The sequence below is a fragment of the Streptomyces sp. MB09-02B genome (genome assembly GCF_033794485.1).
Lineage (GTDB): Bacteria > Actinomycetota > Actinomycetes > Streptomycetales > Streptomycetaceae > Streptomyces.
The window spans coordinates 1-8,538 of sequence record NZ_JARGEE010000385.1 but is presented as its reverse complement, the minus strand read 5'-3'; the positions used below and the strand labels follow the sequence as shown (position 1 = coordinate 8,538).

General features: G+C 72.4%; 9 protein-coding genes and 1 pseudogene. 7 read left to right on the top strand and 3 right to left on the bottom strand.

Annotation, left to right across the window (positions count from 1 at the left end):
- Positions 1-47: 47 nt before the first annotated feature.
- Together P1P70_RS35335 and P1P70_RS35330 are read right to left on the bottom strand one after the other, a co-directional pair.
- Complete coding sequence (locus P1P70_RS35335) at positions 48-1,679, bottom strand: ABC-F family ATP-binding cassette domain-containing protein (RefSeq protein ID WP_319245130.1); 1,632 nt, start codon at positions 1,677-1,679, stop codon at positions 48-50.
- A gap of 368 nt (positions 1,680-2,047) precedes the next feature.
- Positions 2,048-2,464, bottom strand: coding sequence for an SsgA family sporulation/cell division regulator (locus P1P70_RS35330; RefSeq protein WP_319245129.1), 417 nt, complete (start codon positions 2,462-2,464; stop codon positions 2,048-2,050).
- Between the two features lie 295 nt (positions 2,465-2,759).
- Here P1P70_RS35330 and P1P70_RS35325 point away from each other — a divergent pair, with 295 nt between their 5' ends.
- The 5 genes and pseudogenes from P1P70_RS35325 to mmpA all read left to right on the top strand — a co-directional run bounded on the left by P1P70_RS35325 (position 2,760) and on the right by mmpA (position 5,662).
- A complete protein-coding gene (locus tag P1P70_RS35325) occupies positions 2,760-3,806 on the top strand; it encodes an oxidoreductase (RefSeq protein WP_319245128.1) in 1,047 nt (348 codons plus the stop codon).
- A 97-nt stretch (positions 3,807-3,903) separates the two neighbouring features.
- Positions 3,904-4,230 carry a plasmid stabilization protein gene (locus tag P1P70_RS35320; RefSeq protein WP_319245127.1) on the top strand — a complete coding sequence of 109 codons (327 nt, stop codon included), beginning with the start codon at positions 3,904-3,906 and terminating at the stop codon, positions 4,228-4,230.
- A 46-nt stretch (positions 4,231-4,276) separates the two neighbouring features.
- Positions 4,277-4,966: an endonuclease V gene (locus tag P1P70_RS35315; RefSeq protein WP_319245126.1), complete on the top strand. Its 690-nt coding sequence runs from the start codon at positions 4,277-4,279 to the stop codon at positions 4,964-4,966.
- A gap of 180 nt (positions 4,967-5,146) precedes the next feature.
- A pseudogene (locus P1P70_RS35310) lies at positions 5,147-5,455 on the top strand (MMPL family transporter); the annotation flags it as partial.
- 60 nt (positions 5,456-5,515) lie between these two features.
- Positions 5,516-5,662, top strand: a complete 147-nt coding sequence (gene mmpA / locus P1P70_RS35305; RefSeq protein WP_319245125.1) for a morphogenic membrane protein MmpA — start codon at positions 5,516-5,518, stop codon at positions 5,660-5,662.
- Positions 5,663-5,701: 39 nt separating this feature from the next.
- Here mmpA and P1P70_RS35300 read toward each other — a convergent pair whose 3' ends face one another.
- Positions 5,702-6,883 (bottom strand): saccharopine dehydrogenase family protein, encoded by a 1,182-nt coding sequence (locus P1P70_RS35300; RefSeq protein ID WP_319245124.1) that lies wholly within the window; start codon positions 6,881-6,883, stop codon positions 5,702-5,704.
- A 103-nt stretch (positions 6,884-6,986) separates the two neighbouring features.
- Here P1P70_RS35300 and P1P70_RS35295 point away from each other — a divergent pair, with 103 nt between their 5' ends.
- Together P1P70_RS35295 and P1P70_RS35290 are read left to right on the top strand one after the other, a co-directional pair.
- Entirely contained in the window at positions 6,987-7,367 is a 381-nt protein-coding gene (locus P1P70_RS35295) for an MmcQ/YjbR family DNA-binding protein (protein ID WP_319245123.1), read from the top strand.
- A 155-nt stretch (positions 7,368-7,522) separates the two neighbouring features.
- Positions 7,523-8,538 (top strand): CaiB/BaiF CoA-transferase family protein (locus P1P70_RS35290; RefSeq protein WP_319245122.1); only part of this gene is annotated, 1,016 nt, incomplete at its 3' end.

Genomic DNA, 8,538 nt, shown 5'->3' with positions numbered 1-8,538 from the left:
CCCCGGAGGAGATCGCGGCGGCCGACTGCCCCGGCCGGTCGCCCGGGTCATTCGGCCGCCGCGATCTCCTCCGGGGTGGTCGCCCGCAGCTCTCCCTCCTCCATCAGCAGCCACCGCGTGATCCCGATCGACTCCAGGAACGGCAGGTCGTGGCTGGCCACGATCAGTGCGCCCTCGTACCCCTCCAGGGCGGTCGTCAGCTGCCGCACGCTCGCCATGTCGAGGTTGTTCGTCGGCTCGTCCAGCATCAGCAGCTGCGGGGCGGGCTCGGCGAGCATCAGGGCGGCCAGGGCGGCGCGGAAGCGCTCCCCGCCGGAGAGCGTGGCCGCCTGCTGGTCGGCACGGGCGCCCCGGAACAGGAAGCGGGCGAGGCGCGCCCGGATCCGGTTGTTGGTGGCGTCCGGCGCGAACCGGGCCACGTTCTCGGCGACCGTCAGCTCGTCGTCGAGGACGTCCAGCCGCTGCGGCAGGAACCGCAACGGCACATGTGCCTTCGTCTCGCCGCTCACCGGCTCCAGCTCGCCCGCGATCGTCCGCAGCAGCGTGGTCTTGCCCGAGCCGTTGCGGCCGACCAGGGCGATCCGCTCCGGGCCGCGCAGGTCGAGGCCGCCCTTCACCCGGGCGCCGTACCTGAGTTCCAGGTCCAGCAGCGTGAGCACGGTGCGGCCGGGCGGCACGGCCGTGTGCGGCAGCTCGACGCGGATCTCGTCCTCGTCCCGTACGGCCTCCACCGCCTCGTCGAGGCGTTCCTTCGCCCCGGCGAGCCGCTCCTCGTGCAGGATGCGGTGTTTGCCGGCGGACTCCTGGGCGGCCCGCTTGCGTGCGTGCGCCACGATCTTCGGCACCCGCTTCTGATCCTGCATCTTCTGCCCGAACCGCTTGCGCCGGGCCAACTTGACCTGTGCGTCCACGAGTTCGCGCTTCTGCTTCTTCAGATCGGACTCGGCGACCCGCACCATCCGTTCGGCCGCCTCCTGTTCGGTGGCGAGTGCCTCCTCGTACGCGGTGAAGTTGCCGCCGTACCAGGTGACCTCGCCCGAGTGCAGATCGGCGATCTGGTCGACCAGGTCCAGGAGTTCACGATCGTGGCTGACCACGACCATCACGCCGGACCACGCCTCCACCGCGTCGTACAGCCGGCGTCGCGCGTAGAGATCGAGGTTGTTGGTCGGCTCGTCCAGGAGGAGGACGTCGGGGCGGCGCAGCAGCAGCGCCGCCAGCCGCAGCAGCACGGACTCGCCGCCCGAGACCTCACCGATGGTGCGGTCCAGGTCGACGTGGCCCAGGCCGAGTTGGCCGAGGGTCGCCAGTGCGCGTTCCTCGACGTCCCAGTCGTCGCCGACCGCCGCGAAGTGCTCCTCGGCCACGTCGCCCGCCTCGATGGCGTGCAGCGCGGCGCGGGCGGTGGCGATACCGAGTGCCTCGTCGACCTTCAGGCCGGTGTCGAGCGTGACGTTCTGCGGGAGGTAGCCGACCTCGCCGGCCACCCGGACGGTGCCGTCGGTCGGGGCGAGCTCACCGGCGATCAGCTTCAACAGGGTTGATTTTCCTGAGCCGTTGACGCCGACGAGCCCGGTCCGGCCAGGGCCGAACGCGATCTGCAGATCGTCGAAGACGGGGGTGCCGTCGGGCCAGGCGAAGGACAGGGAGGCGCAGGTGAGGGAAAGGGGAGTAGACATGAGGAACCTCGCGGGTGCGGGAAGCGGCCAGGGGCGACGCGTTCGAAACACCGCGAGGGCGACACACGACGAGGGCAAGAGAAAAGCCCGCTGCCGAAGGGACGGCTCGTACGCCGAGGTCGCACGCTACGCACACAGGGACGCCGGGATACGGCGGGGTGTGTGACGCGGTGTCTCAGGACCTCAGACGAGCAACGTCCTTCTCCAATCGACGGCAACAGGACCGTGTAACAACGTACGGAGGGGCCGGAGGGGTGTCAACGCAATTAACGCGACGCCCGGACGTCATGGCGGCGCGGCGGCGCGGACCGGCACCCGGACCGGCACCCGGATCGGCCGCCCCCGGCGCGGCGTCTGGGGGCGGGGCCTCAGCAGGCGTCGCGCATCAGCTCCGCCAAGTCGTGGTCCAGGTCGACCTGGTGGTGCTCCAGACCGAGCGGCACCAGATCCATCGAACGCTCCAGGAAGCGCCGTACCTCATCGGCGTGGACGTGCACCACGGCCGTGCCCTCCGGGGCGTGGAACTCCATGACCAGCCGGTCGTAGCCGTACGGGCGGACCCGTACGTCGCCGAAGCCGACCGAGTCCTCCATACCGGTGACGAGCAGTTCGCGGGCGAAGGTCCAGCAGACCTCCACCCCCTCCAGCGTGGCCGGGGCGGGGAAGGTCATACGGACGGCGAACGGGTCGCTGCGGTCGTAGTGGAGCGTGGCGGGAATGCTCGGCATCCGCGGCGCGGCGGCGACGAGACGGGCCTCTACGGGCTGCTCGATGACGGTGGACAACGCCTTGCTCCCTTGTGACGGGTGAACGGATTCCGGTTGACTGCGGCCGGGCAATTGCAAAGACGCCGGATCGGGCCGATCCGTGCACATGAGGGTCGAGTGACCTCTGTCACCGGACCCAATCACTGTGGTGATCCATGTCTCGTCCCGTGTTCCGGGATATGGGAGAGGACACCGGATGCCGTCCGGTGGTTCCCGGCCGAGGCCATCTGGACGGCACCTCGTCCCTGCACTAGCTTCGCCCGCCATGAGGGGCTTGGGGCAGTCGAGAAGGACGAGTCGGACGAGTCGGACGATGGCGACGGGCCTGGCCGCGGCGGCACTCGCCGCCGCCCTGGCGGTGCCCGCACAGGCGCACGGGGAGGGCCGTCTCCCGCACTGGGAACTGAAGGAAACCGGGACTGACGTGCGCTTTCGCGGCCTGGCGGCGGTCAGCCGGAACAGCGCGTGGCTGGCGGGTTCCGCAGGCACCGTGCTTCGCACCGGCGACGGGGGCAGGACCTGGCGCGATGTCTCACCGCCCGGCGCACAGGAGGTGCAGTTCCGGGACATCGAGGCATTCGACGCACGCAGGGCGGTCGTCCTGGCCATCGGCGAGGGCGAGGCCTCCCGCGTGTACCGGACGGACGACGGCGGCGCGACCTGGACCGAGTCCTTCCGTAACACCGACCCGCGCGCCTTCTACGACTGCCTCACGTTCTTCGACCCCCGCCACGGGCTTGCCATGAGCGACCCGGTGGACGGGAGGTTCCGCATCCTGTCCACCGAGGACGGCGGCCGCTCCTGGGAGGTCCTGCCGAACAAGGGCATGCCCCCGGCCCTGGAGGGCGAGGCGGGCTTCGCGGCGAGCGGGCAGTGCCTGGTCAGCTCCGGGCCGCGCGATGTGTGGCTGGCGACCGGCGGGGCGGCACGCGCGCGTGTGCTCCACTCCGCCGACCGGGGGCGCACCTGGACGGTCGCCGACACTCCCGTGCCGGCCGGCGACCCGGCCCGGGGCGTCTTCGCGCTGGCCTTCCGCGACCGGGCGCACGGTATCGCCGTCGGCGGCGACTACCGCGCCGACCAGCCGTCCCCGCGGGCCGCGGCGACCACCGGCGACGCGGGCCGCACCTGGAAGCCCGCCGCGCAGCCCCCGCCCGCCTACCGCTCCGGAGTGGCCTGGCTCCCGTACAGCCGTAACGCCGCCCTCGCCGTCGGCCCCACCGGCACCGACCTCACCACCGACGGCGGCCGCACCTGGCGCACGGTCGACACCGGGTCGTACGACACGGTCGACTGCGCACCGGACCGGGGCTGCTGGGCGGCCGGGGAGCGGGGACGGGTGTCCCGCCTGGAGAACTGACTCGCGCGGCGGCGTCCCCGCAGGTGGGCGGGTACGGGGTTGTTCCGGCCGAGAGGGGTACTTGTGGCGTGTCGAATCACGAGAGGAGTGATCGGTCATGCCACGCGGTTCCAGCCCGAAGAGGGAACGCCAGTACGAGCACATCAAGGAGAGCGCCGAGGACCGCGGTGAGAGCGAGTCGCGGGCCAAGGAGATCGCCGCCCGGACCGTCAACAAGGAACGCGCCCGCTCCGGCGAGTCGAAGACCGCGAGCCGCAGCTCCACCCAGGACATGTCGTCGAGCAAGCGCGGCGGGCAACGGTCGCACAAGGGATCCGGGGGGCCCACGTACGACCAGCTCTACGCCGAGGCGAAGCGGCGGAACATCCAGGGCCGCTCGGACATGAACAAGAGCCAGCTCGAGCGCGCCCTCGGCGACAAGTAGCCCGGGGCCGCGCGCCCGTGGCGGGATGCGTACGCTCGTCGGCACCATGACGACCGTACGCATCCCCGCGGGCTGGCCCGCCACCGAAGAGCAAGCCCTTGCCGTGCAGAACGAGTTGCGGGGGAAGGTGGTGCTCGACGAGACCGGGCCACCGCCCGGCGTCGGACACGTCACCGGAGTCGACGTGGCGTACGACGACGAGCGGGACGTGGTCGTGGCGGCGGCCGTGGTGCTGGACGCGGCCACGCTCGACGTGGTCGCCGAGACCACGGCGATCGGGCAGGTCTCCTTCCCCTACGTCCCCGGCCTGCTCGCCTTCCGTGAGATCCCCACGGTGCTGGCCGCGCTCGACGCGCTGCCGTGCGACCCCGGTCTCGTCGTCTGCGACGGCTACGGCCTCGCGCACCCGCGCCGCTTCGGCCTCGCCGCCCACCTCGGCGTCCTCACCCAGCTCCCCACGATCGGCGTCGCCAAGAACCCCTTCACCTTCACCTACGACGACCCGGGCGCCGCACGCGGCAGCGCGTCCCCGCTCCTCGCGGGCACCGAGGAGGTGGGCCGCGCCCTGCGCACCCGCGACGGCGTCAAGCCGGTCTTCGTCTCCGTCGGCCACCGCGTCGACCTGGACAACGCCTGCGCCCACACCCTCGCCCTCACCCCGGCCTACCGCCTCCCGGAAACCACCCGCAGAGCCGACTCCCTGTGCCGCCGGGCCCTGCGGACCACGACACCCTGAAGCCCAGCGCGCGGTGCCGGCCGGCGGCCCGGCACGGCCTCGGGCTCCGTCTGCCGTGGGCGGCGGGTCGCGACCGTCGTCGGTTTCGGCCGGCCGTGCGTCCCTGTTCCGCCCATGGGCCCGGTCGCCGGTGGACGCATGCGGCATACCCCGCCGGTCGCGGATTCGCGGTGCGGTCCGGAGGGGCTCGCCGTCACCGGCTGGGTGATCACGGCGGCCGCCGCCATCATGATCGTCGTCTTCACGGTCTTCGTCCTCAGCCCCGACCGGATGCTCCGGCAGTTCGGCCTGGGCCTCGCGGCGGCCGTCCTGCTCGACGCCCTGGTCATCCGCTGTCTGATCGTCCCGGCCGTGATGCAACTCCTCGGCCGTCGCGCCTGGTGGATGCCCGGCCCGCCGGCAAGCCGACTGCCGAGGGTGACGCTGGAGCACCGACCGCGCGAGGCCGCCGGGGCGCCCGCCGGGGGTACGCGCGGACCGGGCACCTGAGTACGAACTGAGTACCTGTACGGATGCCGGTGCGCCGTCGTGATCGGCAGGCTGTGCCGTATGACGACGCACCGAGCCCCGAAGACCGCCGCCAGCCCCACCCAGTCCGTCGAGCGTGCCGTGACGACCGGCCTGCTGCTCGCCGTGTTCGCCGGACTGGCCTGGATCGCCGGGATGGTCTACACGCTGACCGGGTGGGCGCAGTAGGCCGGGCTGGCGCGGTGGACCGGTCGGCGCCTCACCGGGTCACCGGGTCGACGCCACCCGGAACGTGATCCCCGCAGCGCGCAGCCGCTCGATCAGCGCGTCGCCCATCGCGACCGCCGTCGTGACCTGCCCCGCCGTGGCCGGGAGGTCGTCGAAGGCCAGGCACAGGGCTGACTCGGCGAACATCTTCGCCGTCTCGCCGTAGCCGGGGTCGCCGCCCGCGACCTCCGTGAAGACCCGGCGTCCACCGCCCTCGCCGACGAACCGCACCGAGAACCAGCTCTTCGCCCGCTTTTCCGCGCTCGGGCCCTCACCCGGCTTGAGCCGGTCGCCCAGCCAACGCCGTACGGGCGGCACCTGGGCGGCGGCGACGACCGCGCCGACGAACGCGACGCCGCCCACCGCGAAGGGGAGCGTCCTGACCGCCGCGTAGTGGCGGTAGCGGAAGTCCGGCCCGTAGCACCCGAGGGCGCGCGCCGAGCGCTGCACCACCTGCGCGTCGATGGTCGGCAGCGGCAACGCCCACGCCCCGACCTCCTTGGCGAACCGAGGGGCGCTCACCGGCGCGTACGCCCGGCGCCCCACGAGGCGCGGTTCGTGCCGCTTGCGGTCCCGCGCGGCGGCCATCGTCTCCCGGCCCCGGGAGAACCCGGTGAGCGCGGAGTTGAACGTGCCGCCCGAGAACATGCCCTCGGCGCGCACGAAACCGTCCACGGTGATCGGCACGTCCTCGGGGAGCTGCTTCACCGTGAAGTACGCGCCGAGGTCGTGCGGTATCGAGTCGAAGCCGGCGGCGTGCACGATGCGGGCGCCGGTCTCCCGCGCGCGTGCGTCGTGCCGGACGAACGTCAGATCGACGAACTCGGGTTCACCGGTGAGATCCAGATAGTCGGTGCCCTCGTCCGCGCAGGCGGCCACCAACTCCTCGCCGTGGGTGATGTACGGGCCGACGGTCGTGGCCACCACCCGTGCCTGGCGGGCGAGTTCGCGCACGGCCTCCGGATCGGACCCGTCCGCCCGGAGCACCCCGATCCTCGCGCCGCCGGGCAGCCGCTCGCGCAGCGCGGCGAGCTTCTCCGCGTTGCGCCCGGCGATCGCCCAGCGCAGTCCGTCGGGCGCGTGCGCGGCGAGGTACTCCGCGGTGAGCTCCCCGACGAACCCCGTGGCCCCGTAGAGCACGATGTCGTACGCCCGCTCCGCCCTGTCCTGCCCCTTGCTCATGGAACCCCTCAGCACTCGCCCACGGCCCGCCCACGCGCCGTTGTCGGTGGCTGAGGCTAGCGTGAAGGTCGAGCAATTGAGTGCGCGGGATCCGGAGGTGGCCGTGACCGTACCGAAGAACGCCCTGAAAAAATGGGAGAAGGTGCGCGAGTTCGCCCTCGGGATGCCCGGCGCGGTCGAGGAGTTCCCGTGGGGCGAGAGCGTCGCGAAGGTCAACAGGAAGGTGTTCGTGTTCCTCGGGACGGATGACGGCGGCTATCCGCTGGGCGTCACAGTGAAGCTCAGGGACGAGGAGACCCACGCCCACGCCCTGACCTGCCCCGGCGCCGAGCCCGCGGGGTACGGCCTGGGTAAATCCGGCTGGGTGCGGGTGCCGCTGGAGGAGAAGGGCGCCCCGGGCGCGGAGCTGCTCTGCGACTGGGTGGAGGAGAGCTACCGAGTCATCGCCCCGAAGCGGCTGATAGCGGAGCTGGAGGCCCGCTGAGGGCGCTGCCGGAGGCCTGGTGGCCGCCGGGCTGACACCCGCCGCGACTCCGGGCACAATGACTAAGCGTTTGCTCATTCGGGGCTTGTGCGGAGTGGAACACGTTCTTAACATCACTGGTGTTACATCGTTTGTGTCACAGAGCTGGGGGCTCGATGTCAGTGGCGAAGACGCCCGGGCACGGTCCGCTCGCCGGTGTGCGCGTGGTCGAACTCGCGGGCATCGGCCCGGGACCGTTCGCCGCGATGCTCCTCGGTGATCTCGGCGCCGACGTCGTCCGCGTCGACCGGCCGGGCGGCGCGGGCCTCGCGGTCAACCCGCTGTACGACGTCACCAACCGCAACAAACGGTCGGTGATCGTCGACCTGAAGTCCCCGGGCGGCCCGGACACAGTCCTCGACCTGGCGGAACGCGCCGACATCCTGATCGAGGGCTACCGGCCCGGCGTCGCCGAACGCCTCGGCGTCGGCCCCGAGACCTGCCACGCCCGCAACGCCGCTCTGGTCTACGGCCGGATGACCGGCTGGGGCCAGCAGGGCCCGCTCGCCCAGCGCGCCGGCCACGACATCGCCTACATCGCCCTGACCGGCACCCTCGGCATGACCGGCGCCCCGGGCACCCCGCCCGTCGCCCCCGCCAACCTCCTCGGGGACTACGCGGGCGGCTCCCTCTATCTCGTCGTCGGAGTCCTCGCCGCCCTCCACCACGCCCACGCGACCGGCGCCGGGCAGGTCGTGGACGCGGCCATCGTCGACGGCACCTCGCACCTCTCCGCGATGCTCCACGGGATGCTTGCCGCCGGCGGCTGGCAGGACCGCCGCGCCGCCAACCTCCTCGACGGCGGCTGCCCCTTCTACGGCACCTACGAGACCGCGGACGGCCGGTACGTCGCCGTGGGCGCCCTCGAGCAGCAGTTCTACGAGGAGTTCGTCGAGCTCCTGGGCATCGGGGACCGGGCCCCGGCCCGCAAGGACACGGCCGCCTGGGGCGACCTGCGCGAGACGGTCGCGGCCCGCTTCAAGACCCGTACCAGGGACGAGTGGACGGCCGTCTTCGAGGGCTCCGACGCCTGTGTGGCCCCCGTCCTGTCGCTGCGCGAGGCCCCGCACCACACGCATCTCGCGGCCCGGGGCACCTTCACCGACTTCGGCGGCATCACCCAGCCCGCCCC